Genomic DNA, 26,060 nt, shown 5'->3' with positions numbered 1-26,060 from the left:
TTATAAAAAATAGAGCCCTTATATGGAGCTCTATTTCATTCTTCTTACTTTCTTTATGGTTTTAACTTCACCAGAATTTCCATCTATATGTACTAAGTCTTTTTTGGTGCTTAAGTTTCGTATGTTCATTATCTGTATAAATTCTTTTTTATCGCCCTTTTTACCTGAAGTACTTTTTAGACCTTGAACTATAACTAAATTACCTTGGTTTAAAGTCATAAACTCAGGTTTTTTAAACCATCTGTTTCTTTTATAAATACATCTTACTATGTTTCTACTTCTATCAGGTTTTACTAAAACAGTTGCAGTTAATTTATGAAAAATCCATAATACAGCTTTTTGTTCAACCTTTACAGAAATTATATTACCCTGTACTTGAGTTAATCTATCACCATTTTTTTTCATAAAACTATCTGCGTAATACTTTTGCATTTTTTCTTTAAAACTCATTTTAAAAACTCCTTTTACATAAATATTTAAATATTATTTCATATTTGAAGAAGCTCAATTGCTACAATCTTAAGTATAATAGGAAAATTTACATATTATCTTGTTTATTATAGCATAGGTAAATCCATTTGTGAACGATAGATAATATTAAAAATAAAAAAAGTTCCTAAAATGAGCTTTTAAGAATATTAATATATAGAGACAATTTATGTGTTAAGTAGGGGAGGTATATTATATGTATAGAAAATTGGTTCCTGAAGATATAATTTATAATGCTAAATACAATGAAGATACACCTTATGATGAAGAGAAATGTTCCAATAAGGATAATGAATTTTATAACAATATAAAAAAGGGACTTAATATAAATAAGATTGGATACAATATTTATATTGTAGATAAATTTAGTGAACATAAACTTGAGGGTATCATAAATTATGTAAATGAGGTCTTAATAGATAAACATAAACCGTATGATATATGCTATATTACCTTTGATAATTCAAAAAACGTTGAAGGTATGATAGTTCCAAATGGATATGGTAATAAATTTTATGAATATTTAAATATGATAAAGAAATTATATATTAAGTTAACCTATAAGTTTTATAATGACTCAGACGATATGGAACATAATAAAATAATAGAAAATGTTCAAAAAAAGAAAAACTACATTTTAAATGAAATAATAAGTGAATCGGAAAAGCAAGGCTTTCAATTTAAAGTTACTGAGGGAGGATTTAATTTTATTCCGCTTAAGGATGGAGCTGGAATGACTGAAAAAGAATATGATACATTGAGTCTTGATGACAAGGAAATAATACTTGATAAAATAAAAGAGCTTAAGAAAAAAACCAATATTGCATTTGATAAACTTAAGGAAATAGAAACTGATGAAATAAGTAAGCTTAAAAAATATTTCGAAAATTATCTCATAAATGAATCCGAAGGTACTAAGATCAAGTTTTTTCCTGAATTTAAAGAATCTAAAGAGATAATAGATAAATTGAATAAAATATGTGAGAAAATAGAGAAGGAATTAGTTGAAAATTATAGCATGAATTATGAGAATGATGAGGCTAAAATATTAAATGCAATATCAAAATACTATATAAATGTCATTGTTGACAATAATAAAAATGAAACTCCTCCAATAATTTATGAAGATGACCCAAATCTAGAAAATCTTATTGGAAGTATTAAATATGAGAATCACAACGGAACTTATGTAACAGATATAAGTCTTATAAAGGCAGGGGCTATTTTGAAAGCTAATGGTGGATGCCTCATAATACGTGTGAATAATTTACTTTCATATAATGCATCTTACTATTATTTAAAAAAGATACTTTTGAATGGAAAGGTTAAGCTTAATTATAATCGTGGATATGCTGAAGCGGTAAGTCTAAATGGAATAGTTCCCGAGCCAATTGGTGTTAATCTTAAGGTTATTTTGATAGGCGATTATGATTCTTACAGCTTGATGTATAATTATGACAGAGATTTTAAGGACATATTTAAAATAAAAGCAGAATATAATCCGATTTTTCCAATAGAAAGTGAAATTCAAAATACTGTAATTAAAACTTTAAATAGTTTTTGTGAAGGTAATAAATTAAAAGAACTTTCAGTGCCAGCTTATAAAGAAATAAAAAAATATATGTCTAGAATGGCTGAAAGTAATAGAAAGTACTATATTGATACTGATGATATATTTAACATACTTACTCTCTCGAACTTAGAGGCTTGTGAGGAGAGAGGAGAAGAAATAACTGAAGATAATGTTAGAAAAGTTATTTATAGCGAAGATTTAATTGAAAAAAGAATAATGGAGAGCTACAAAGATAAGAAAATGCTTATAGAGGTTAGTGGTAAAAAAATTGGTCAAATTAATGGACTATCTGTAATTGACTTAGGATATTCAACCTTTGGAAAACCAATGAAAATAACCTGTAATTGTTATAAAGGTGATGGAAATATAATTGATGTTAATAAGGAAAACAATTTGAGTGGCAACATTCACTGTAAATCTATAAGTATACTGAAAGGTTTTATAAATAAAACATTTGGTATTTATAGTAAAATTCCAATTGACTTTCATTTATCTTTTGAGCAGCTTTATGGAAAACTTGATGGCGATAGTGCATCTGTGGCAGAAACGGTATGCATGCTTTCAGCACTTTCTAAAATACCTATAAAACAAAATATAGCAGTGACAGGATCAATTAATCAATTTGGTGAAGCTCAGCCTATAGGAGGGGTTAATTACAAAATTGAGGGCTTTTATAAGGTATGCAGCATATATGATGACAATGTGGAACATGGAGTTTTAATACCGGAAGCTAATATAGATAATATCGTATTAAACGATGAGGTTGAAGGAGCTATATTAAATAACAAGTTTTCAGTTTATTCTATGGATAGTATTAGCGATGCAGTTAATGTACTTATGGATGTGGAATGGGAAGATATGATAAGAGCAGCTAAAAGTGAGCTTAAAAAGTATGTAACTAAAAGAGAAAAGCACTGATTATTATTTGGAGTTTTACCTGTAGTTTAAAAATACTGAGAAGTAATAGTGAATTTTTTTCGCCTGAAAAGAAGGCGAAAAAGCTAAAGGTGAAGGGTTTTAACTTGCACTGCTCGTTAAAAGGTGAACTTTTTTACCTTTAGTAAAAAGTTAATGATGATTTTCCTCCGTTTTTCTATGGAAAATCTTTAATTTAAATTAATAATTTTTCCGCAGCAAAGCGGAAGAAAAATTACCTTAACTTTTGACTTTAGCCGAAAAGTTCACCTTTGACGTGCAAAACATCGTCAAACCCTTCACTTTTCACATAAGTGAAAAAGTTAGTTTTTTAACGAGTAAAGCGAGTTGAAACCCTTAACTAGAGTTACTTCGTAATATTTTTAAACATTGAATCTAAAGAATACAACGTCGCCTTCTTGCATTATATAATCTTTACCTTCAAGTCTATATAATCCTTTTTCTTTTGCAGCAGTTTCAGAACCACAGGCAATAAGATCATCATAGGAGATAACCTCTGCCCTTATAAAACCTCTTTCAATATCTGTATGTATTTTTCCAGCAGCTTTTGGAGCCTTAGTACCAGTTGCTATTGTCCAAGCTCTTACTTCATCTGGACCAGCAGTTAAAAAGCTCATAAGACCAAGGAGCTTATAGCTCTTTTTAATAAGTCTGTCAAGTCCAGAGGATTCAAGACCATATTCTTCTAACATTTCTTTTTCTTCATCTTCGTTAAGAGAAGAAAGTTGTTCTTCAAGGCTTGCACAAATAGGAATAACTTCAGAATTTTCTTTTGCAGCATAATCCTCAACTAGTTTTACTAAGTCGTTTTCAAGATTACCTGAGAGTACATCATCTTCAGAAACATTTGCCGCATATAAAATAGGTTTAGATGTAAGAAGAAACAAAGTTTTCACAAATTCTTCTTCGTCTTCTGAAAATTCTAAAGTTCTTACAGGTTTTCCAGCTTCAAGTTGAGCTTTTATTTTATCAAGTGTTGTCATCTCCTGTTTAGATTTTTTATCACCTGAACGAGCAGTCTTGATAGTCTTTTCTATTCTTCTATCAATTATTTCTAGATCTGATAGAATGAGTTCTAAGCTAATAGTTTCAATATCACGAATAGGATCAATACTTCCGTCGACATGTACTATATTGTCGTCTTTAAAACATCTTACTACATGGACAATGGCAGCAGATTCTCTTATGTGTGCAAGAAACTTATTTCCAAGACCTTCTCCTTTACTTGCACCTTTTACAAGACCAGCTATATCGTAAAATTCTATACTTGTGTATACTTTTTTCTTCGAATTATACATTTTTTCAAGCACATCAAGTCTGTTATCAGGAACAGCTACAACTCCAACATTAGGTTCTATAGTACAGAACGGATAATTTGCAGATTCTGCACCAGCTTTTGTTATAGCGTTAAATAAAGTACTTTTGCCAACATTAGGCAGTCCAACAATTCCTAATCTCATTTATATGTAACATCCCTTCTAAACTTATTAATCTTTATAAATTATACTCTACAATATATATTAATTCAAGAATGGGAAAAAACGTGTTTGTTAAATTATAAAAAAGTTTGCAAAAAAAAGTTTAAAATTTTTAAAGTTTTCACTTTAAAAGGAGGGGATTTTATATTATTATAGAATATATATATAGTGGTTAAAAGTGGTTGAAAGTGGTGAGCATTTACATAATTGGGGTGAAAATATGTTTATAGGTGAATATGAGCATGCATTAGATAGTAAAAATAGAATAATAATCCCCGCTAAGTTTCGTGACGAGCTTGGAGAAAGTTTTGTTATTACAAAAGGTTTAGATGGATGTCTTTATGCTTATACTATAGTAGAATGGAGATCACTCGAGGAAAAGTTAAAAAAATTACCACTAACAAATCGTAATGCTAGGGCGTTTGTAAGATTTTTCTTTTCAGGGGCCAATGAAATTAATATTGATAAGCAGGGGAGAGCTTTAATCCCTCAAAGTCTTATAAAATATGCCTGTATAGGTAAAGAAATTGTAAGTATAGGAGTATCTACAAGAATTGAAATATGGAGTAAAGAAAAATGGGATGAATATAATGAATCCGATATTGATATGGAAGAAATAGCTGAAAAAATGAGTGAACTTGGGATATAAAAAGGAGAATAAAGATGGAATTTAAACACGTTTCAGTGCTTTTAAATGAAACAATTGAAAAGCTCAATATAAAAAAAGATGGAATATATGTAGATTGTACGTTGGGAGGTGCGGGTCATTCCAGTGAAATATTAAAAAGATTATCGGAAAAAGGAAGGCTTATAGGAATAGATCAAGATACAGATGCAATAAATGCAGCAAAGGAAAAACTTAAAGAATATAAAAATGTAACTTACGTACATGATAACTTCCATAATATAAAAAATATATTGGATAAACTCGATATAGAAAAAGTAGATGGAATCTTAATGGATTTAGGAGTATCCTCGTACCAGCTGGATAAACCGGAAAGAGGATTCAGCTACATGCATGATGCACCTCTTGATATGAGAATGAATAAAGACAGTAATTTTTCTGCTTTTGATGTTGTAAATGGTTACGACGAAAATAAATTATATGAAGTAATAAGAAATTATGGAGAAGAAAAATTTGCAAAGAGAATTGCTCAGTTTATTGTAAACAAAAGAAACGAAGGAGATATAAATTCTACCCTTGAGCTTGTTGAAATAATAAAAAGTGCCATTCCAGCTAAGTTTAGAAGACAAGGACCACATCCAGCTAAAAGAACTTTTCAAGCAATAAGAATTGAAGTAAATGGTGAACTTGAAATATTAAATAGTACTATTGAGGATGGTGTTGATAAGTTAGCAGATAGTGGAAGGATGTGTATAATTACTTTTCATTCCTTAGAGGATAGAATTGTGAAAAATAAATTTAAAGAACTTAAGAATCCATGCATATGTCCTCCAGATATTCCAATGTGTGTATGTGGTAGGATACCTAAAATTGAAATCATAACCAGAAAGCCAGTTGAGCCTTCTGAATATGAAATTAGTATTAATCCAAGAAGCAGAAGCGCGAAGTTAAGGGTGGCAGAAAAAATATAAAGAGTAGTTATAATATTTATGAGAGGTGAATAAAGTGATAATAACAAATAAAAAATTTTCTGTTGAAGGAAGTACAGCATTAAGTCCACAAAAAAAAGAAATAGGAAATACTGAAGATGACAAATACAAAAAAATAAAAGAGTCTCGAAAAAATGTACTTAGAAGAAAAAAACAGATAAGATTAAAAAGGCAAGCTAGAATTATTGCATCTATTTTTATCACTTTTATATTAGGGTTTACTATTATATACAGGTATTCAACAATCTATACATTACAAAGGGAATTGGCAAATGTACAAGATAAGTCAAATGTTTTAAAAAACCAAAATGATGATTTAAATAGGAAACTTATGACGTATAGTAATATTGATGAAATACAAAGTAAGGCTACAGAAAAATTACATATGATTCAGCCAGATAATACTAAGGCTGTTTTTGTAAATTTAAATAAAAGTAGTGTGAAAGTAGAGAAAAATGACGGCGAAAGCAACCAAGGAAAAAGTATTGTGGAGGTAATTGAAAGCAAGCTATTTTTTTGGAGGTAAACTATTTGGCAAAAAAAGTTTTATTTGATAGGGCTAATATAAAAAGCAGATTACTTGCAGTATTTATAATATTGATAGTACTTGTCTGCTTTTTATGTTATAGTCTGTTTAAAGTTATGGTTATGATGTCACCTAAATACAAAGCTATGGCTATAGAACAATGGACAAGCGAGGTTAAAATTGCTGCTAAAAGAGGAAAGATACTTGATAGATTTGGAAATGAACTTGCAGTAAGTGGAAATGTATATAGAATTGATTTGGATTTAAATACTATAAAAAACTACATTGCAAAGAAAAAGACTATTACTCTTAATGAACTTTCAGAGGAACTATCAAAAGATTTAGGCATGGAAAAGAAAAAGGTTGATAAAGAACTCAATAAAAAATTTAAAGATGGTAGGTCAATGGGCTCTGCAATTTTAGCCAGACGTGTTGAAAAATCAAAAGCAGATAAGGTAGCTGCATTAAAAATTGATGGAGTTATTGTTTCACCTGATACAAAACGCTATTATCCAAATGGCAATTTTTTATCTCAGATAATTGGACATACGAATTCAGATGGTAACGGACTTACTGGAGTAGAACTTGAATATGATAAGTACTTAAAAGGAATTTCAGGAATGAGAATTGCTGAATTAGATAGAAACAGTAAAAACCTACCATATACTATTTCTGAATATACTAAACCTGTAGATGGAAAAGATGTGATTTTAACTATAGATAAAAACATGCAGTATTTTGCAGAAAAGTCTGCTCAGGAAGCATTAAATGATAATAAAGCTAAGGCAGTTACTATTGTCATAATGAACCCTAAAAATGGTGAAATATTAGCTCTTGCAAATAAGCCTGACTATAATTTAAATGAACCTTGGGATAAGACTAAAACTAGCAATGAACTTCAAAAGCAGTGGAGAAATAGAGCAATAAGTGATACCTTTGAACCAGGCTCTATCTTTAAAGTAATAACTTCTGTTGCTGCTATGTCTGAAGGAGTAGTACATGAAAATGATGAATTTAACTGTGGAGGAAGTATTGTAGTTGCAAATAGAACTATTCACTGCTGGAAGCGTACAGGACATGGTAAGGAAAGTTTTATAGATATACTGAAAAATTCATGCAATGTTGGTTTTGCTACAGTTGGAGAAAGACTTGGAGGGACATTATTAAATAAATATATAAGCAAACTTGGTTTTGGCAAAAAAACTGGAGTTGACTTGCCAGGTGAAGCAAAAGGTATAATAAAACCTACTGCTAAGATAGGACCTGTTGAAGCAGCTACAATTGCATTTGGACAAACAGATACAGTATCTATAATGCAGTATATGCAAGCATTTAATGCTGTGGCAAATGGTGGATATCTTATAACACCACATGTCATGAAAGAAATAGACCATGAAGACTCTTCTAATAAAGAAGTTTTGGATAAAGCTTATGGCAACTATAATAAAACGAAAGTAATAGACAGCAGTATTGCTAGTAAATTAAGAGGTTACCTAGAAAAGGTTGTATCTGAAGGTGGAGGTAAAAAAGCATATATAGCAGGTTACCACATAGGAGGGAAAACTGGTACAGCACAAAAACCTAACCCAAATGGTGGTGGATATGAAGGTGGAAAATACATTGCTTCTTTTGTTGGAATGGCACCAGCCAATGATCCTCAGGTTACAGTTTTTGTATCCATAGATGAACCAGATCCTTCAAATTATTATGCAGGACAAATTTCAGCACCTGTAGGTCAAAAAGTTTTTAACGATATATTTAATTATTTAAACATAAAACGAGATGCTTCTAGCGATGAAACTGCAAAGAGCCTGCTTAAAGATGTTGTATTACCTAATATAAGAGGTATAAAAAAAGAAGATGCAATAAAAACACTTAAAAGTTTGAATATTGATTGCACTATAGAAGGCAGCGGAACGTATGTTTCAAACATGTCTCCTCTTCCAGGTATGACTGTCAAGGAAGGTACTAAAATTATACTTTACACAGGGGATAGTGCAAACTATAATAGTAATGGTGAAGTTATAGTTCCTGATCTTACAGGTTATAGCAAAGAAAATGCTGAAAAGCTATTAAATAGTCTTGGTCTTAAAGTTAAGTTTACAGGAGCAGGTATGGTTGATGAGCAGGATATTAAGCCTAATACCCATGTTCATAAAGATAGCACTGTAAATATTACACTTGAAGAGACAGGAGACTAATAACAGAGTACAGTTGACAGAGTACAGAGGGCAGTTATGGATGATTTTCTTCCGCTTTATTACAGAAAATCTTAAAATTTAATAAAATAAGGTAATGTTTTCGTTCAGCATAGATGAACATCATTTGAATTTATATAATTTTAGATTTATCTGACGGTAGGAAGACAAATTAACGTTAACTGTGCTCTGTACTTTGTACTCTGTCCTCTGAATTTAAAAGGGGTGGTATTATGAAACTTAAAGAAATATTAGCTGGTGTTAGCTATGAGGTTATAAATGGCAGCATTGAGGACGACATAACAAATATTCACTACGATTCAAGAAAAATTGAAAAGAATGGATTATTTTTCTGCATTGAAGGTTATCAAAGCGACGGGCATAATTTTATTGGGAAAGCTGTAGAAAATGGTGCTTCAGCTGTTATATGCACAAAGAGTTTAAAATCTATTCCTAAGTGTACAGTTATCAAGGTAGAGGATGGAAGAAAGGCTATGTCTATTTTAAGTGCAAATTTTTATGGAAATCCAGCAAAAAAACTTAAAATTATAGGCATCACCGGAACTAATGGAAAAACTACATCTACATATATGATGAAGTCCATGCTTGAAAGTGCAGGGTATAAAGTTGGACTTATAGGAACAATTGCAAATTATGTTGGAAATAAAAAAATAGAAACTCATAGAACTACACCAGAATCAACTGAACTTCAAAAGTTGTTTTCGGATATGGTGTCAGAAGGAATAGAATATTGTGTTATGGAAGTTTCATCTCATTCTTTATATTTAAATAGGGTATATGGTATTCAATTTAATCAAGGCATATTCACTAATTTAACAAGGGATCATCTTGATTTTCATAAAACCTTTAAAAATTACTATAAAGCTAAAATGATACTTTTTCAAAATAGTAAAAATTCTATAATAAATATTGATGATAAATATGGTAAAAGGGTTTTTGATGATGTTAAAAACTCCAAAATTACATATGGAATAGATAATGCTTCAAATATAAAAGCAGAAAATATAAAAATGAGTTCTAAAGGAACAGAATTTGAATTAAACTATAATGGAAATAGAATAAAAACATTTATAAATATACCTGGTAAATACAATGTATATAATGCACTTGGAAGTGCAGCGGCTTGTCTTGCAGAAGGTATTTCTTTGGAAAAGGTAAAGGCTGGACTGGAAAGATTATCTGCTGTTCCTGGAAGATGTGAGATAGTTTCAAAAGGCTATAATGTTGGCTTTGATATTATTGTTGATTATGCGCATACTCCCGATGGACTCCAAAACATACTTTCAACTGCAAGAGAATTTACTAAGGGGAAACTTATTTCTGTATTTGGTTGTGGTGGAGATAGAGATAAAACAAAGAGACCTATAATGGGTAAAATTGGCTCCGAGATGAGTGATATTGCCATAGTCACTTCAGATAATCCAAGAAGTGAGAATCCTTCTGATATTATAAAGGATATATTAAAAGGAATAGATAAAAATAATTACATAGCGGTTGAAAATAGAATGGAAGCAATAAGAGAAGCGTTAAAAATGGCAGAAAAAGATGATGTTATAGTTATTGCAGGAAAAGGACATGAAGACTATCAAATATTAAAAGATAAGACCATTCATTTTGATGAAAGAGAAATTGTTGGAAAGCTAGTAAAGGAGCTGTTTTAATTGGAATGTTTAACTTTTGATCAAATTTTAAATGCTGTAAATGGTAAAACTTTAGTTCGCGGAAAAAAATCCTTATTTAATAAAGTAAGCACAGATACAAGAAAGATAGAGGAAGGTTCAATTTTTATAGCATTAAAAGGCGAAAATTTTAATGGAAATGAGTTTATTTGTAAGGCTATAGAAAATGGAGCTAGTTTATGCATAGTGGATGAAGTTTTAGAAAAGAACGCAAAACAGTATGGAGATTCTTCAGTAATAGTTGTAAGGGATACTAAACAGGCACTTTTAGATTTGGCTGAGTATTACAGAAAAACTCTAAAGAATATAAAAGTAGTTGGAATTACAGGCTCAACTGGAAAAACTTCAACGAAAGATATAACTTGTTCTGTTCTTCAAAGTGAATTTAAAGTTTTTAAAACCTCTGGTAATTTTAATAATGAGATAGGGCTTCCGCTTATGATTTTTCAGCTTGATAATACATATGATGTGGCTGTACTTGAAATGGGAATGAGCAATTTAAATGAAATACATAGAATGGCTAAGGCTGCAAGACCAGATATAGCTATTATAACAAATATAGGAATATCTCATATAGAAAATTTAAAAACTCGTGAGAATATATTGAAGGCTAAACTTGAAATAACAGATTTTTTTAATGAAAATAATATTTTAATAGTAAATGGAGATAATGACCTTTTAAGTTCCATTTCTTCTTCAAAATATAAAATTATAAAGACATCTGCAAGTGGAAATGGAGATTTTAATGCTATTAATTTGGAGTTAAATGAAAGTAGTTCTAGTTTTAAAATAAGTTCACATGGTAAAGTTGAAAAAACTAAATTTAATATAACAGTACCAGGTAAGCATAATATTGAAAACAGCTTGCTTGCAATTGCATGTGGAAGAAAACTTGGAATTGATTATAACAAAATAAACAGTGGATTAGAAAATATTGAAATGACATCTATGAGACTTGATATTGTTAAAAGAGAAAAATTTACAATAGTCGACGATTCATATAATGCAAGTCCAGATTCTATGAAAGCTGCAATCGAAGTTGTTAAAAATATACCTGGTGAAAGAAAAATAGCTGTATTTGGAACTATGAGAGAACTAGGGGAAGAAGCCTTTAATGGGCATAAAGATGTTGGAGAATATGCTGCTTTAAATGGAATAGACTTACTTATAACTGTTGGAGAATTTAATAAAGCTTATGGCGTTGGATTTAACAACATAAATAAGCATAAAGAGTTCTTAAATACCGAAGAGGCTACTAAATATATAGAAAGTATAATTAATAAAGGTGATGTGGTACTTGTAAAAGCATCTAGACTCATGAAGTTTGAAAATATAGTAAAAAGACTTAAGGAGATATAACATGGGAGTAATAATTTATTCAGTATTAATTGCATTTTTGTTGTCCATTCTTCAAGGACCTTTGCTTATACCTATTTTACATAAATTAAAGTTTGGACAGAACATAAGAGAAGAGGGACCAGCTAGTCATAGGAAAAAAGCAGGTACACCTACCATGGGAGGAATAATATTTATAACAACAGCAGTAGTTTCAATGCTTATTATGAATAAAAATATAAATAGCAATGTGATTTTTGTATTTTTATGTTTCTTAGCATTTTCACTTATAGGTTTTTTAGACGATATGCTTAAAATTGTTCATAAACAAAATGAAGGATTGACTGTAAAGCAAAAATCTTTGCTCGAACTTATAGCATCATGTGGTGTTGCTTATTATTCATATTTTCATTTTGGAACAGATATTTATATTCCTTTTCTTAAAATAAGTATGACACTTAATCCAATTATATATATTTTGTTAGTGATTTTTTATATGGTAGCAGTTACAAATGCTGTTAATTTAACCGATGGGCTTGATGGACTTGCTTCATCAGTAACGCTTCTTGTTATGACTTTCTTTGGTGTAATATGCTTTTCATGGCATGAATATTCTCTTTCTGTATTTTGTGGAATTATTATAGGAACACTTTTGGGGTTTCTTAAATATAATTCCTATCCAGCACAAATTTTTATGGGAGATACAGGATCACTTGGACTTGGTGGAGCAGTAGCTGCAGTAGCACTTGTATTGAAATTACCTATTTTGGTTATAATTGTAGGTGGAATATATGTTATAGAAGCGGCTTCAGTAGTAATACAGGTTACATACTTTAAGCATACAGGAAAAAGGTTCTTTAAAATGGCCCCTATTCATCATCACTTTGAAAAACTTGGCTGGCATGAAACTAAAGTTGTATCAGTATTTTGTATTGTAACTGTTGTACTTTGTCTTATTTCATTTTTAGCTTTATTTTAGAAAAACTAAAGTTAATGTGATGGATTAGGTTAAATAATTTTATGGGAGGATTGGGTATGGCAAAACCAAAACTTTTTCAAAAGGTTGAGGTGGATTTTATACTTCTTGCAACAGTTTTACTTCTTGTTGCAATTGGTGTAGTAATGGTGTATAGTGCAAGCTCTTACAGTGCACTTAACAGCTCTGACTTTAAGTATGACGATATGTTTTTTTTAAAGAAGCAAGGGTTTGCAGCAATAATAGGATTAATAGCTCTTTTTGTAGTAGAGAAAATTGATTATCATAAAATGAAAAAATTCACTGGTATTATTATTATTGTAACTGTAATTTTGCTTTTAGTGGTTCTTATGTTTCCAGCGATAAATGGTGCCAAAAGATGGATACCAATACCTGGATTCAATTTGCAGCCGTCAGAAATAGCAAAATATGCAGTGGTAATTGTTTTAGCAAAGGCAATCGAAAAAAATGGGAATAGAATAAAGAGGTTTTTTCCTAATTTCATAGTTTATCTTGTTATGGCAGCTTTCTTTGCAGGACTTGTATATATTGAAAAAAACCTAAGTATTGCAACTGTAATAATGGTTGTAAGTATAATAATAATGTTTGTTGGAGGAGCAAAAATAAAACATATTGCATTTGTACTTGCTTGTGGGGTGGTTCCACTTGGAGTATTTTTTACTATGTCAGTTGGATATAGGCATACTAGATTCTTGGCTTTTCAAAATCCATGGAAATATTCTCAAAGTTATGGATATCAAACTTGCCAATCATTACTAGCATTAGGTTCTGGTGGTCTTAAAGGATTGGGACTTGGACAATCGAGACAAAAGTGTTATTATATACCTGAACCTTATAATGATTTTATATTTTCTATAATTGGAGAAGAACTTGGATTAATAGGATGTGCTTTTATAATAATGTTGTTTTTAATATTAATCCAAAGGGGAATACGAACAGCTATGCGTTCAAAGGATATGTATGGGACCCTTCTTGCAGTTGGTATAACCTCTGTAATTGCTGTTCAAGCAATTATTAATGTAGCTGTTGTTACTAATTCAATGCCAGTAACTGGTGTACCACTTCCATTTATAAGTTATGGAGGTTCTTCATTGCTATTTAATTTAATTGCTATTGGCATACTTTTAAACATATCATCCCAAACTTCGTGAATTATAAAAAAGGAAAATTTGTAAATAAATATTCATAAATTTTTGAGTTGAAAACTGATATAATATAAAAAACAGTAAAAATAAAAGTAGAATGTGGAATCACATAATTTAGTGATTTTATATTCTACTATTGCTTAATAAGGAAATTCACATAATAATATTTTAGAAAATAGGGTGAATCTATGGTAAACGAAAAAAATGAGCTTATAGAAAAAAGAAGAAAAAAGATAAGAAGAAAAAAATTAATTTTATTTAGTATTATATTAATTTGTGTGCTTGTAACATTATGCCTTAAATTATCGTATTTTAATATAAAAAATGTAGTGGTAAATAATAATTATATTATAAGCTCTAATGAGATAATAAAACAATCAGGTATTATAAAAGGGGTAAATATATTTACTGTTTCTCTTAAGTCATATAAAGGCAATATAAAACAAAATCCATATATAATGGATGTGAATATACATAAAGAATTTCCAGATACTATTAGCATAACGGTTAAAGAAAGAAAAGCAGTTTTTTATGCGCAAAATCAAAATAAATACATTATTATAGATAAAAATGGTATTATACTAGAAAAAAGGGACAATCTTGATGGAATGAAGCTTATACGATTAGATGGTTTTAATACTAGTAGTTCTGAGATTGGTAAGATAATAAAATGTGATGATGAAAGAAAGCTAAAAAGTATATCGATGCTTACGGATGCTGTTCTTCAAAGTAGTGGTTTAAATTTAACAACTGTTGATGTATCAGATGGAGTGAATTTAAAGGCTTATATTAATAATATGTGTATAATTTTAGGTTCGCCAGAGGAATTAAGTGAAAAATTGAATAAAGCAATTAATATAGTGCTTCAGCAAAATCTTAAAGATAAAAAAGGGTATGTAGATGTAAGCTTTAATGGAAATCCTGTATATTGTATTCAAAATTAGGTGGTGAAGAGATGAAAAAGCTAGGTTCTCAGATAGCTGTTGCTGCTGTGTGCTGTATTCTTGGATTTATGATAGCACATCAGCTTAAAATTGTAAGTATTCAAGAGAACAGTGAAAATGCGAGTAGAAGTAGCACCGAAATTTCTGGGGAAGTTGATAAATTGTCAAAAGAAAAAGGTGAACTGCAAAAAAAGGTTGATGACCTTCAAAAACAGGTTAAAGGATATCAAAGTGCAGCAGCGGATAGCAGTAGTACAAACAAGCAAATACTTGATGAATTAAATAAGGATAAAATGGTACTCGGAGTTGTAGATGTATCCGGACCAGGAGTAGAGATAGTTATAACCCCACAAAACATATCCCATTCCAATAATTCAACTTCGGACAATACTTCTGATAAAGGAGATCCTATAAAGGGGGAAGATATTGTAGATCTTATTAATGAACTTAATTTTTCACAAGCAGAAGCCATTTCTATAAATGACAATAGAATAACGGCGCTAACAGGAATAAAAAGTTCAAGTGGTGGCTCAGATATATTTATTGGAGATGATAGAATATCCCCTTATGAAAAGATAACAATAAAGGCTATTGGAAATAGCAAACTTTTATATTCAGCTCTATCTTATCCTGGTGTTTTATCTATGATACCTGAAAATTATAAAGTTGAATACAACAAAGTTGATAATATTAAGATTAAAAAATCAAGCAAGATTATAAAGTTTGACTTTGCTAAACCTTCAAATAAATGATAAGGAAGTGATTAATTATGATTGCTGTTTTTGGGCTACTTATTGGAATAATAATAGGAGTAGTTTGGAATGTGCCTATTCCAGATAAATTTTCACCGTATCTTTCAGTGGCTATTTTTGCATGCCTTGATTCTGTTTTTGGAGCAATAAGAGCTGGACTTGAAAAGCAATTTAAAGCAGATGTTTTTATATCAGGTTTCTTTGGAAATGCAGTTCTTGCTGTAGCACTTGTTTATCTTGGTGATAAGCTCAGCCTTCCAATATATCTTGCTGCTGTCATTGTTTTTGGAACAAGGATATTCAACAACTTTGCTTCGATAAGAAGAATTCTACTTGAAAAAGCTAAGATTCACTAATGAGGTGATCCAATGAAAAACAATGAAGCCTCTATATTTATTTTTATTGCTTCAATTTTTATAGGTATACTTATTTCATCTAGCATTACTTTTGGAAATACTAAAAAAACAGTGTATCTTAATTCAAAACAGTATCAGGACGTCTATAGGGAAAGAAGTAAGCTTATAAGTGATATAAATGATTTGAGAGAACAATATTTTGATTCGAAACAAAAAATTATTGATTTTAGTAAAACTACAAATGATATTTCAGAGACTAATACACAGATGCAGGATGAACTAAAACTTTATAGAATGGCACTTGGAAAAGTTGATATAGAAGGAGAAGGCGTTGAAATAATTTTAAATGATAGTGGAGGAGAGTTTACAGGAACTGTAAAAAGTTCTAATAATGTTGGAGAAATGCTTCACGATTATGATATTAGATATGTACTGAATGCTTTAAAATCTGCTGGAGCAGAAGCTATTTCTGTAAATGGTCAAAGAGTTTTAAGTAATAGTGAAATATATTGCAATGCAGAGTTTATATTAATAAACGGGATTAAAACTGGAGCTCCGTTTAACATAAAAGCTATTGGAGACGAAGATAAATTAAAAAGTTATATGCTTGCTGATGGCAGTTATCTTAAGTTTTTAGAAATGAGAAGTAATGGAAATATAAAATTTAAATTGAGCACTAATTCAGATGTGAAAATGTTCTCAAGCAACAATAATATTAAATATAAAAATATGAGCGCAAAATGACTATTTTTATAAAAAGTTATAATTTAGTAATTAAATTTTTTCTTAATTTAAAATGATTAAAAAAAATATTAATTATTTTAGAGGATTTTCTAGATTTATGGAGAATATATCTAATAATAAGAATTCTACTTTTTTTATTTAAGGAGACGGTTAATTTGAGTATAGCAGAAAATTTAGAAAAAGTTAGGGCTAGCATTCCAGATGGTGTCAAACTTGTAGCTGTATCAAAAACTAAACCTGTGGAAGATATTAAAGAAGCTTATGATCTTGGAATTAGAGATTTTGGAGAAAATAAGGTACAGGAGTTTTTAACCAAGTATGATAATTTTGGAAGTGACGTTAGGTGGCATATTATTGGTCATCTTCAAGCTAATAAAGTAAAATACATTGTTGGAAAGGTATTTTTAATACATTCTTTAGATAGTGTAAAATTGCTTAAAGAACTTGAAAAAAGATATTCTAAAGAAAATCTTTTTGCTGATGCTCTTATAGAAATAAACATAGGTAGAGAAGAAAGTAAAAGTGGAATTTTATTGGAAAATTTGGATGAACTTCTTGGTGAGTGCCAAAGATGTAGTAATGTAAGAGTCAAAGGGCTTATGACTGTGATTCCAATTGGAGATGAAGAAAGCAACAAAAAATATTTCTCACAGATGAAAAGTTTATTTGAGAAATTAAAAGGTATGAAACTTAAAAATGTTGAAATGAAATATTTATCTATGGGAATGACAGGTGACTATAAAACCGCAATACTAGAGGGTGCTAATATAGTAAGAATAGGCCAAGGGATATTTGGTAAAAGAAATTATAATTAATATAGGAGGGTAAACTAATGGCTAGTAAAGTTTTAAACAAAGTAATGGGTATCATAGGACTTAACGATGAGGAATATGAAGAAGAAGAAAGTGAACTTGAAGACAACAAAAATTTAGAGGAAGAAGAAGCTTATGATTATGACAATAGTTTAATTCAAAATAAAAAATCAAGTAAGGTGGTAAATATACATACGGCTAATTCTATAAAAGTATCTATAGTTAAACCAAGCGATTATGATGAAGCAACTCAAATCTGCGATGATCTTAAAAATAGGAAAATAGTTGTAGTCAATGTATCTGAACTTGAGCCTAAGATAGCTCAGAGGCTTTTGGATTTTATGGGTGGAGCAAGTTACGTACTTAATGGTGAACTTCAAGAAATTGAAAAAGGTGTTTATTTGCTGTCTCCTTCTAATGTGGAAGTTAGCAAAGATTTAAAAAATGAACTTTCAAGTAAGGGAATATTTAGCTGGAGTAAATAAACTTTATGTATAATGAAATGCCATTTTTTATATATTTTGATACACATGAATTTGAATTTCAAGAGGTATGAAACTTTAATGTGAGGAGAATTTTATTGCTATGGTTATTACTATGCTAATATATTTAATAAGATTGTTGGAATGGGCTGTAATTATAGATTGTGTTCTATCGTTTTTACCAATAGATTCATTATATGATTTTAAAAGGATAATTAGAACTATAACTAATCCATTTCTTGAACCATTTAGAAGTATTCAAGAAAGGTTTATGCCTAATTTTATGATTGATTTTTCTCCATTTTTTGTTTTGATTTTATTTAACATAATTGAAAGAATAATTATTACATTAGCTTTAAGGTGATTTTTAGAGAAAAACTTATGAGATTGAGGTGATAAAATGAGCAGCGATAGGCTTACTGCTATGGATATAACTAGCAAGGAATTTAAAAAAACTTTAAGAGGCTTTGATCCAGATGAAGTGGATGAATTTTTGAATCAAATTGCTGATAGTTATGAGGAATTGTATAAAGAAAATTCTAATCTTAAGGAAAAAAATGTTATTCTTAAAGAAAAGTTAGAGCATTATGCGCATATTGAAGAGACTATACAAAATACTCTTGTTTTAGCACAAAATGCGGCGGAACAGGCAAAGCAGTCTGCAAAAAAAGAAGCAGAACTTATGGTTAGGAATGCAAATGATTCTGCACAAAAAATAATTGATAAGGCAAATGAGGACGTTGTTAAAATTAACGAGGATTATGATAAAATAAAGCAGGAATTTGTAAAATTTAGATCAAAGTATAGAACTTTTATAAATGCACAAATGGATATGTTTAATTCTCTTGAAAATGAATTTGATAAAAATTATAGCATCGCTACTTTAAAGGATGAAGAAGCTATAAATGCAAAAGAAATAGAAAAGAATGATAAGGAACAAATTATTAAAGAGGAAGCTAAGGCTTTAAGTGAAAGTGAAGAAAGCTTTACAAATGACTTAAATGAAATAAAGAGTTTTTTTGTAAAATAGAAACAGTTTAAAGCTTTAACTTTAATAAAAGTAAAAGGACTGTATCAAAATTTGAATTGTATTATTTTGATGCAGTTCATTATTTTGATTAAGGATATGTTTTAAATAGGTGTTAAAATTAAAGCAAAGCCTTGATTAAAAAATTTGCGGAGGTAATAAAATGAATATTGGAATTATAGGGGCAATGGATGAAGAACTAGAGCTTCTTTTAAAAAAAATAGAACTAGAAAAAACTGAAGATAAAGCAGGGATGATATTTAATTTTGGCAAAATAAATAATAAAAATGTGGTAATAGTAAGATGCGGTATAGGAAAAGTAAATGCTTCAATATGTACTCAAATACTTGCAGATGATTTTAAAGTTGATTGTGTTATAAATGTTGGAGTTGCTGGAGGAATAGGAAAAAATGTATATCCTGGTGATATAGTGATAGCTAATAACTTAGTTGAACATGATATGGATACCACAGCTTTTGGAGATAAACATGGGCAAGTACCAAGAATGGATACTTTCGATTTTAAATGTGATAAAGCATTAGTAGAAAAGGCTAAGGAAGCTTGCAAAAATTTTAAGGATTATAATGTTTTTGTAGGTAGAATTGTTTCAGGAGATCAATTTATTGCTGATGTTGATAAAATAAGATGGCTTGAAAAAGAATTTGGTGCTATGGCATGTGAAATGGAAGGTGGAAGTATTGCACATACCGCTTATCTTAATAAGATACCTTTCGTTGTTATAAGGTCGATTTCAGATAATGCTAATAATGGTGCTAGCATGGATTATGAAAAATTTAAACCTATTGCAATAAAAAGTTCTACTGTCATTTTGGAAAATATGATTAATTTAATATAAATTTAAAGTTATAATATTATTTGTTTTTTGAAATAATAATTCTAAAGACTTCGTACACATTAAATTTTAGGTATTGGAGGAATAGAATTATTATGGAAAAAAATAAACTTGATTATTATGAAAAAAAACTTATAAATGAGAAAAAAAAGGTTAATGATTTGCTCGAAAATATGAGAAAAAACGAAACAATTGATTCTAAAAGTGAAATAGCCTCTGAATTATCATTTTACGATAACCATCCTTCAGATTTAGCAACGGAAATAAGTGATATAGAAAGAGGAATGGCATTTAGAGAAAACGAAACTACTATATTAGAAAAAATAGATGCAGCTATCAATAGAATACAGGATGGAAGTTATGGAATATGTAAAAATTGTGGCAAAAAAATAAGTGAGGAAAGACTTGAATTTTTACCTTATGCTGAAAATTGTGTAGAGTGTCAAACAAAGATATCAAGCATAAAACCTAGGCCAGGTGAGAATAGACCTGTTGAGGAAGAAGTTTTGGGATATCCTTTTAGCACTGGATTCAGGAGATATAGTAGTAAAACAGGTTTTGATTTAGAGGATAGCTATGATGCTGTACAAAATTTTGATAAACGTCCTAATACTATGGATGATTTTATTGATGATGATGAATATGTTGATTTTATGGATAAAGTAAGCAATGCTCAATACAAAGATCAGCTCCCAGATTGACATTAGTTTATTCTCAAGTTTCACTTTTTAAGGGGGAAATTAATGGAGTTAGTAGTAATAATAATAGGATTTTTATTAGATAGAGTTACAAAACTATGGGCTGTGAGTTCGCTAAAAGATTCAAATGAAATGGTTATAATAAAAGGATTTTTCAGTTTAACCTATGTTGAAAATAAGGGCGCAGCATGGAATATATTTACTGGTAAAACTATATTTTTAATAGTATTTACATTTGTAATATTATGTGGAGTAGTGTTTTATCTTATAAAATATAGATCTAAAAACAAATTTATGACAATGGCGTTAAGTATAATAATTGCAGGAGCACTTGGAAATTTAGTGGATAGAACTATCTATAAGCATGTAGTTGATTTTATTCTATTTCACTATAAAGACGTGTATTATTTTCCGGTATTTAATATTGCCGATGTATGTGTTGTTGTAGGAACTTTTTTGCTTTTAATATGTATGCTTAGGGATGATAAAAAGAAATGAATATGCTTAAATTTGTAGTAGATTCTTATAGTGAAGATTTAAGACTTGATGTCTATCTTTCAGAAAATATTAAAGATAAATCAAGATCATACATCCAAAATCTAATTAGAAGTGGAAAAGCATCAGTTTGTGGAGGCATAAAGAAGGGCAGCTATAAATTAAGATTGAATGATGAAATTGAAGTTGAAATTCCAGAAAATGAAAAGCTTAATGTAGAACCTGAAAATATTCCTATTGACATAATATATGAGGATAGTGATGTAATTGTAGTTAATAAGCCGCAGGGAATGGTAGTTCATCCGGCGCCTGGAAATTACACAGGCACATTAGTAAATGCACTTTTATATCACTGTACTGATTTATCAGGTATAAATGGTATATTAAGGCCTGGAATAGTTCACAGAATAGATAAAGATACATCAGGAATATTAGTTGTTGCAAAAAATGATATGGCTCATAAAAAGCTAGCAGAGCAGCTTAAAGAGCACTCTATGAATAGAATTTACAATGCGCTTGTGGAAGGTGTTATTAAGGAGGATACTGGTACTATAGATAAACCTCTTGGAAGACATCCAAATCAAAGAATAAAGATGGCAGTGGTCAAGAATGGAAGAAGAGCGGTTACACACTATAAAGTTCTTAATAGATATAAAAATAATACGCTTATAGAATGCAAGCTTGAAACAGGAAGGACACATCAAATACGAGTTCATATGGCGTATATGGGTCATCCTATTGTTGGAGATCCTATTTATGGATATAGTAAACAAAAATTTAAGCTTAATGGGCAGCTGCTTCATGCCAAAAAACTTGGTTTTATACATCCATTGACAAATAAATATATGGAATTTGACAGTGAACTTCCGGAATATTTTAAAAAGGTAATTGAAATAATAAGTAATATGTGATAATATAAAAAATGTTGATTTATTTCCTTTAAATGATCCTGTGAGGTCGTAAGGTACAATAATGGATTTTAAGAATGCAAACCCTACCTTACTATGGTTGGGTTTTTTTTATGCAAATTATATTTTACAGGAGGTGCTTTAGTATGTTATTAAAGGCTGTGCTTTTAGATGAAAAAGCTATGAAAAGAACTCTTACCAGAATCTCACACGAAATAATAGAAAAAAATAAGGGAATAGAGAACATAATACTACTAGGAATCAAAAGAAGAGGAGTTCCAATTGCAAACAGAATAGCAGATATTATTGAAAGTATTGAAGGCAAAAAGGTTACTGTAGCAAGCGTAGATATAACTTTATTCAGAGATGATTTAATAAGTTTAGATGAGCAAACCTCAATAAAAAGCAATAATATAGAAATTGACGTAAAAGATAAGATAATAATTTTGGTTGATGATGTTCTATATACAGGCAGAACAGTTAGAGCTGCAATTGAAGCAATTATACATTCGGGAAGGCCTGGTATGATACAACTTGCTGTATTGATTGATAGAGGACACAGAGAACTTCCAATAAGAGCAGATTATGTAGGGAAAAATGTTCCTACATCAAAAACTGAAATGGTATCTGTTAAAGTTTCAGAGTTGGATGGAAATGATTCCGTAAGTATTTACGAAGCTTAAAATAAAATATTTGATGGAGGAAATTTATGAAAAAATATGTGGATGTAGAAGAGAAAATGCCGCTTCTTAAGACAATACCTCTTAGTTTTCAACATTTATTTGCTATGGTTGGTGCTACTATTTTGGTTCCTATTCTTACAGGAATGAGTCCGGCTATTGGTTTATTTTGCAGTGGAGTTGGTACACTTTTGTATATTTTATGCACTAAAGCAAAACTTCCTGCTTATATAGGTTCTTCTTTTGCATTTATAGGACCTATGATTGTTGCCTCTAAAAATTATGGGGCAAATTCAATGCTTTCTGGAGTTATTTGTGCAGGTCTAGTATACATATTGGTTGCAACAATAATAAGATTTACAGGAAGTGATTGGCTAAATAGAATACTATCTCCTGTTGTAGTTGGTTCAGTAGTAATAGTAATTGGATTAAGCCTTGCTGGAAATGCTATAAACTGGGCTGGATTAAATCCTTCCTATGCTATATCTCAAAGTGTTCCAAGATGGGCATGGATAACAGTAGCAGTAATAACTCTTGCAGTTGGAATTATTGGTACAATGTATTTTAAAGGCTTTTTAGGAGTAATTCCAATACTTATTGCTATGATATGTGGTTACATAGTTGCCTTGTGTCTTGGAGTAGTACCAGATAAAACAATACATAGTATCTTAAGCGCAAAATTATTTCAACTTCCACCTTTTATAACACCAAAATTTAATTTAAATGCAATGATTATAATGGCACCGGTTTCGTTTGTTACAATAGCAGAACATATTGGACATATTTATGTAACTAACAATGTAGTTGGAAGAGATTTTACAAAAGATCCAGGACTTCATAGATCTATTTTAGGAGATGGAGTTGCTACAATTTTTGCAGGACTTGTTGGAGGTCCTCCAAATACAACTTATGGAGAAAATATAGGTGTTATGGCTATAACAAGAGTTTATAGTGTTTGGGTAATAGGTATTGCCGCTGTAATTGCCATAATACTTTCATTTATTGGACCTGTAGCAGTTTTAATAGCAAATATGCCTTTTCCTGTAATGGGTGGGGTAAGCATACTTCTCTTTGGAATAATAGCATCTTCAGGATATAGAATTTTTGTAGAAGATAAAATAGATTTCTCACAGAAAAGAAATTTACTTATAACTTCTGTAATAATAGTTTTAGGAGTAGGTGGAGCATCAATTAAATTTAAATTTAATGGTTCTGACGTAGAAATAGCTGGGGTTGCTCTTGCAACAATAGTTGGAATTATACTTAATTTAATATTGCCTCAGAAGAGTCTTTCGGAAAAAGAGTAGAGTGAAGGATAATTTCTGTTGTCACAGAAAATTTTGAGTTTGAAAGTAGCTGGTGCACTATGTAAGTACAACAGCTGCTTCGTTTTATTTGATGTAAAAAGAATAAATTTACATTAACTGTACTCTCTACTCTGTACTCTCTACTCTGTCTTTTGGTGCTTTGGGATTTATATATATTGTTTTATTTGTATAGTATATGACCATTCCAGGTTTTGCACCAGAAGGTTTTTTTACATTCTTAACCTCTGTATAATCAACTGCAACATTTAAAGATTCTTTTGCTTTACTGTAAAAGGCGGCTAAGGATGCAGCTTCCTCAAGAGTGCTATCTGGCACCGAACCATAATTTTTAATTATAACATGTGAACCAGGTATATTTTTAGTATGAAGCCATATATCTCTTTTGTCTGCAAACTTTAAAGTTAAATAATCATTTTGATAATTGTTTCTGCCTATGTATATATCTATATTATCCTTTGATTTTATATGCATAGGTTTTGAAGTCTTACTTTTTCTTACTTTATTTTTCTTTGAGAACTTTATATATCCAGTTTCAATGAGTTCTTGTTTTATTTCTTCTATTTCTGCATAAGTTTCACTATTCTCTATATTGGTAAGTACTGACTGTAAATATTCAAGTTCATTATTATTATTTTCTATTTGAATAAGTGCATTTTCTTCTGTTTTTTTAAGCTTATTGTATTTTTTAAAATAAGCTTGAATATTTTCAGAAGGAGTCTTGTTTTTATCCAGCTTTATATCTACGCATTCACTATTTTCGCTGTAATAATTTAAAACATTTATAACTTTGTCACCTTTTTTTATTGAGTATATATTTGAGGTTAGTAGTTCGCCATATATTCTAAATATATCTTTATTATCACATTCTTTTAATTTCTTATTATAAATCTCATCTTTTTTTATGCATCTTTCAATATTGTTCTTTATTATTTTTTGTAAATCTGAACTCTTGTTGTTAAGTCTGTCTATTTTATCTTTTTCTGCATAGAAATCATCTAAAAGCTCAGAAGGAGAATCATAAACTTTTTCATCCATTTCATTTAAATAAAGGAGTTTTATGCAGTAAAAATCCTTTACTGATTTGTTGTATGAATATAGTGAAAAATTGAAATTGTTATTTTTAATATTTAAGAAAAATTTACTTAAGTAAATATAAAGTTCATTATTAGACATAATGTCCTTGGTATTAAAATAAAGTTCTTTTGAAAGAGTAGAACTTACACCTGTAAACAAGCTAGAAAACATTTTTTCGCTTTTATTTATATTTTTATCTAAAATAAACTTTTCAAAATCTTCAAATGAGAAATTTAATGGATTTAGTTTTGTGCTTTCAGGTGGATATGTAAATTTTAAGCCTGGAAGCAATGTTCTATACCTATTTATATCTAAAGTTAGATGTTTTATACTGTCCATTATAGTATTGTCTCTTTGTCTTATAAGAGTAATATTACTGTGCCTGCCCATTATTTCTATAAATAATTGATATATGCTGTTAAATCCTAATTCATCAACACTTTCAACATTTATGATTAGTATTCTATCAGTTCCAAGTTGTTCAATATTTACTATTCTAGAATTCATAATATGCTTTCTTAATACCATACAGAACATTGGTGCCTTTATAGGGTTGGTCTTATTTAAATTTGTAATATGTATTTTAGGATATGAGGAACTAGCACTAATAAGTAATTTTACATTACTTAAAGAAGTGGTCCTAATCGTTAAATTTATTTCATCCTTTTCAGGCTGATTTATTTTAGTTATTCTACCATTTATAAGTTTATTTCTTAACTCATTTAATATTGCATGTAAGTATATTCCGTCAAGTGCCATATATATCAATTCCTTTCAATTCAGTTGCTCTCTATCTATAGTATACCATTTGTAGATCTATCTACTCAACAGTATATAGTAAAACTACACAGAATCTTTAAAGGGCAATTGTTAAGAAATATTTTGGCTTAAAGTTTAAAAAATACAATAATGTAAA

26 protein-coding genes are annotated in these 26,060 nt (G+C 29.7%); 23 read left to right on the top strand and 3 right to left on the bottom strand.

The genetic code is table 11. From position 1 onward, the window contains the following. Positions 1 to 30 precede the first annotated feature (30 nt). On the bottom strand, positions 31 to 450 hold the full coding sequence (locus LQK79_RS00725) for a hypothetical protein (RefSeq protein ID WP_231015074.1): 420 nt from the start codon (positions 448 to 450) through the stop codon (positions 31 to 33). Positions 451 to 685: 235 nt separating this feature from the next. Between LQK79_RS00725 and LQK79_RS00720 the strand changes: the two genes are divergently transcribed. Then, positions 686 to 2,980 (top strand): AAA family ATPase, encoded by a 2,295-nt coding sequence (locus tag LQK79_RS00720; RefSeq protein ID WP_231015073.1) that lies wholly within the window; start codon positions 686 to 688, stop codon positions 2,978 to 2,980. A gap of 380 nt (positions 2,981 to 3,360) precedes the next feature. Here the strand turns inward: LQK79_RS00720 and ychF are convergent, their stop codons facing one another. After that, positions 3,361 to 4,458 carry a redox-regulated ATPase YchF gene (ychF, locus tag LQK79_RS00715; RefSeq protein ID WP_231015072.1) on the bottom strand — a complete coding sequence of 366 codons (1,098 nt, stop codon included), beginning with the start codon at positions 4,456 to 4,458 and terminating at the stop codon, positions 3,361 to 3,363. A 238-nt stretch (positions 4,459 to 4,696) separates the two neighbouring features. Between ychF and mraZ the strand changes: the two genes are divergently transcribed. The 22 genes from mraZ to uraA all read left to right on the top strand — a co-directional run bounded on the left by mraZ (position 4,697) and on the right by uraA (position 24,049). Then, positions 4,697 to 5,125 (top strand): division/cell wall cluster transcriptional repressor MraZ, encoded by a 429-nt coding sequence (mraZ, locus tag LQK79_RS00710; protein ID WP_231015071.1) that lies wholly within the window; start codon positions 4,697 to 4,699, stop codon positions 5,123 to 5,125. 14 nt (positions 5,126 to 5,139) lie between these two features. Further along, the gene (gene rsmH / locus LQK79_RS00705) at positions 5,140 to 6,072 is read left to right on the top strand and encodes a 16S rRNA (cytosine(1402)-N(4))-methyltransferase RsmH (RefSeq protein ID WP_231015070.1); all 933 of its coding nucleotides are present in this window, start codon (positions 5,140 to 5,142) and stop codon (positions 6,070 to 6,072) included. Positions 6,073 to 6,106: 34 nt separating this feature from the next. Next, entirely contained in the window at positions 6,107 to 6,616 is a 510-nt protein-coding gene (locus tag LQK79_RS21015; RefSeq protein WP_231015069.1) for a septum formation initiator family protein, read from the top strand. Positions 6,617 to 6,621: 5 nt separating this feature from the next. Next, positions 6,622 to 8,817 (top strand): stage V sporulation protein D, encoded by a 2,196-nt coding sequence (locus LQK79_RS00695; protein ID WP_231015068.1) that lies wholly within the window; start codon positions 6,622 to 6,624, stop codon positions 8,815 to 8,817. A gap of 230 nt (positions 8,818 to 9,047) precedes the next feature. Then, the gene (locus tag LQK79_RS00690; protein WP_231015067.1) at positions 9,048 to 10,496 is read left to right on the top strand and encodes a UDP-N-acetylmuramoyl-L-alanyl-D-glutamate--2,6-diaminopimelate ligase; all 1,449 of its coding nucleotides are present in this window, start codon (positions 9,048 to 9,050) and stop codon (positions 10,494 to 10,496) included. Further along, positions 10,497 to 11,873 (top strand): UDP-N-acetylmuramoyl-tripeptide--D-alanyl-D-alanine ligase, encoded by a 1,377-nt coding sequence (locus tag LQK79_RS00685; protein ID WP_231015066.1) that lies wholly within the window; start codon positions 10,497 to 10,499, stop codon positions 11,871 to 11,873. A gap of 1 nt (position 11,874) precedes the next feature. Continuing rightward, positions 11,875 to 12,828: a phospho-N-acetylmuramoyl-pentapeptide-transferase gene (gene mraY, locus LQK79_RS00680; RefSeq protein WP_231015065.1), complete on the top strand. Its 954-nt coding sequence runs from the start codon at positions 11,875 to 11,877 to the stop codon at positions 12,826 to 12,828. Between the two features lie 56 nt (positions 12,829 to 12,884). Then, positions 12,885 to 13,997 (top strand): putative lipid II flippase FtsW, encoded by a 1,113-nt coding sequence (gene ftsW / locus LQK79_RS00675; RefSeq protein WP_231015064.1) that lies wholly within the window; start codon positions 12,885 to 12,887, stop codon positions 13,995 to 13,997. A 182-nt stretch (positions 13,998 to 14,179) separates the two neighbouring features. Then, positions 14,180 to 14,935 carry a cell division protein FtsQ/DivIB gene (locus tag LQK79_RS00670; RefSeq protein WP_231015063.1) on the top strand — a complete coding sequence of 252 codons (756 nt, stop codon included), beginning with the start codon at positions 14,180 to 14,182 and terminating at the stop codon, positions 14,933 to 14,935. An 11-nt stretch (positions 14,936 to 14,946) separates the two neighbouring features. Continuing rightward, entirely contained in the window at positions 14,947 to 15,687 is a 741-nt protein-coding gene (locus LQK79_RS00665; RefSeq protein ID WP_231015062.1) for a DUF881 domain-containing protein, read from the top strand. A 17-nt stretch (positions 15,688 to 15,704) separates the two neighbouring features. Next, entirely contained in the window at positions 15,705 to 16,043 is a 339-nt protein-coding gene (locus tag LQK79_RS00660) for a small basic family protein (protein WP_231015061.1), read from the top strand. 12 nt (positions 16,044 to 16,055) lie between these two features. Then, positions 16,056 to 16,787 carry a DUF881 domain-containing protein gene (locus LQK79_RS00655; protein WP_231015060.1) on the top strand — a complete coding sequence of 244 codons (732 nt, stop codon included), beginning with the start codon at positions 16,056 to 16,058 and terminating at the stop codon, positions 16,785 to 16,787. Between the two features lie 155 nt (positions 16,788 to 16,942). Next, a complete protein-coding gene (locus tag LQK79_RS00650; protein ID WP_231015059.1) occupies positions 16,943 to 17,602 on the top strand; it encodes a YggS family pyridoxal phosphate-dependent enzyme in 660 nt (219 codons plus the stop codon). A 17-nt stretch (positions 17,603 to 17,619) separates the two neighbouring features. Then, positions 17,620 to 18,084 (top strand): cell division protein SepF, encoded by a 465-nt coding sequence (locus tag LQK79_RS00645; protein WP_231015058.1) that lies wholly within the window; start codon positions 17,620 to 17,622, stop codon positions 18,082 to 18,084. A gap of 112 nt (positions 18,085 to 18,196) precedes the next feature. Further along, positions 18,197 to 18,445: a YggT family protein gene (locus tag LQK79_RS00640; protein ID WP_231015057.1), complete on the top strand. Its 249-nt coding sequence runs from the start codon at positions 18,197 to 18,199 to the stop codon at positions 18,443 to 18,445. A 36-nt stretch (positions 18,446 to 18,481) separates the two neighbouring features. After that, positions 18,482 to 19,111, top strand: coding sequence for a DivIVA domain-containing protein (locus LQK79_RS00635; RefSeq protein WP_231015056.1), 630 nt, complete (start codon positions 18,482 to 18,484; stop codon positions 19,109 to 19,111). A 160-nt stretch (positions 19,112 to 19,271) separates the two neighbouring features. After that, the gene (locus tag LQK79_RS00630) at positions 19,272 to 19,964 is read left to right on the top strand and encodes a 5'-methylthioadenosine/adenosylhomocysteine nucleosidase (RefSeq protein ID WP_231015055.1); all 693 of its coding nucleotides are present in this window, start codon (positions 19,272 to 19,274) and stop codon (positions 19,962 to 19,964) included. A gap of 92 nt (positions 19,965 to 20,056) precedes the next feature. Next, positions 20,057 to 20,662 carry a TraR/DksA C4-type zinc finger protein gene (locus tag LQK79_RS00625; protein ID WP_231015054.1) on the top strand — a complete coding sequence of 202 codons (606 nt, stop codon included), beginning with the start codon at positions 20,057 to 20,059 and terminating at the stop codon, positions 20,660 to 20,662. A 42-nt stretch (positions 20,663 to 20,704) separates the two neighbouring features. Then, positions 20,705 to 21,157 (top strand): signal peptidase II, encoded by a 453-nt coding sequence (gene lspA / locus LQK79_RS00620; RefSeq protein WP_231015053.1) that lies wholly within the window; start codon positions 20,705 to 20,707, stop codon positions 21,155 to 21,157. Then, a complete protein-coding gene (locus tag LQK79_RS00615) occupies positions 21,154 to 22,065 on the top strand; it encodes an RluA family pseudouridine synthase (protein ID WP_231015052.1) in 912 nt (303 codons plus the stop codon). Before lspA ends, LQK79_RS00615 begins: the two co-directional genes overlap by 4 nt. Positions 22,066 to 22,208: 143 nt before the next feature. Then, on the top strand, positions 22,209 to 22,745 hold the full coding sequence (pyrR, locus tag LQK79_RS00610; RefSeq protein WP_231015051.1) for a bifunctional pyr operon transcriptional regulator/uracil phosphoribosyltransferase PyrR: 537 nt from the start codon (positions 22,209 to 22,211) through the stop codon (positions 22,743 to 22,745). A gap of 26 nt (positions 22,746 to 22,771) precedes the next feature. Next, entirely contained in the window at positions 22,772 to 24,049 is a 1,278-nt protein-coding gene (gene uraA, locus LQK79_RS00605; protein WP_231015050.1) for a uracil permease, read from the top strand. Between the two features lie 126 nt (positions 24,050 to 24,175). Here uraA and LQK79_RS00600 read toward each other — a convergent pair whose 3' ends face one another. After that, a complete protein-coding gene (locus tag LQK79_RS00600; protein WP_231015049.1) occupies positions 24,176 to 25,903 on the bottom strand; it encodes an Rqc2 family fibronectin-binding protein in 1,728 nt (575 codons plus the stop codon). Positions 25,904 to 26,060: the final 157 nt, after the last annotated feature.

Origin of the sequence: Clostridium guangxiense, from assembly GCF_021043395.1 — a bacterium.
Taxonomy (GTDB): Bacteria; Bacillota; Clostridia; order Clostridiales; family Clostridiaceae; genus Clostridium_S; species Clostridium_S guangxiense.
This window is presented reverse-complemented; position numbering and strand designations above follow the sequence as displayed.